Below are 1,004 nucleotides of genomic sequence, written 5' to 3'. Positions count from 1 at the left end.
CAAGGCGACGAGCTGCAACCGGGCGTACAAAAAATGGTGAAAGTATTTATCGCCATCAAACGCCGTCTGCAAGCCGGTGACAAAATGGCGGGTCGCCACGGTAACAAAGGTGTGGTATCACGCATTCTGCCGGTGGAAGACATGCCTTACATGGCTGACGGACGTCCGGTGGACATCGTATTGAACCCGTTGGGCGTACCTTCCCGTATGAACATCGGTCAGATTTTAGAAGTTCACTTGGGTTGGGCGGCAAAAGGTATCGGCGAGCGTATCGACCGTATGCTGAAAGAGCAACGCAAAGCCAGCGAGCTGCGCGAGTTCTTGAACAAACTCTATAACAGCAGCGGTAAGAAAGAAGATTTAGACAGCCTGACAGATGAAGAAATCATCGAATTGGCTTCTAACTTGCGTAAAGGCGCATCTTTCGCATCCCCAGTGTTTGACGGTGCGAAAGAGTCTGAAATCCGCGAAATGTTGAACTTGGCTTATCCAAGTGACGATCCAGAAGTTGAAAAATTGGGCTTTAACGACAGCAAAACCCAAATCACGCTGTATGACGGACGCTCTGGCGAACCATTTGACCGCAAGGTAACAGTTGGTGTGATGCACTATCTGAAACTGCACCACTTGGTTGATGAAAAAATGCATGCCCGTTCTACCGGTCCGTACAGTCTGGTTACCCAACAACCTCTGGGCGGTAAAGCCCAGTTCGGTGGCCAACGTTTCGGTGAGATGGAGGTTTGGGCGCTGGAAGCATACGGTGCAGCATACACGTTGCAAGAGATGCTGACAGTGAAGTCGGACGACGTGAACGGTCGTACCAAAATGTACGAAAACATCGTCAAAGGCGAACACAAAATCGATGCCGGTATGCCTGAATCCTTCAACGTATTGGTTAAAGAGATTCGCTCACTGGGCTTGGATATCGATTTGGAACGCTACTAAACAGAAGTTTTCAGACGGCCTTTTAAGGTCGTCTGAAAAAGCGGTTTCAGAATAAGAAT

At 49.1% G+C, this 1,004-nt stretch carries 1 pseudogene; it reads left to right on the top strand.

Annotation, left to right across the window (positions count from 1 at the left end):
* Window positions 1–945 (top strand): annotated as a pseudogene (locus tag ACTHUT_RS21115) (DNA-directed RNA polymerase subunit beta); the annotation flags it as partial.
* Window positions 946–1,004: the final 59 nt, after the last annotated feature.

This window comes from Neisseria sp. P0022.S010, from assembly GCF_051956635.1.
This window is presented reverse-complemented; position numbering and strand designations above follow the sequence as displayed.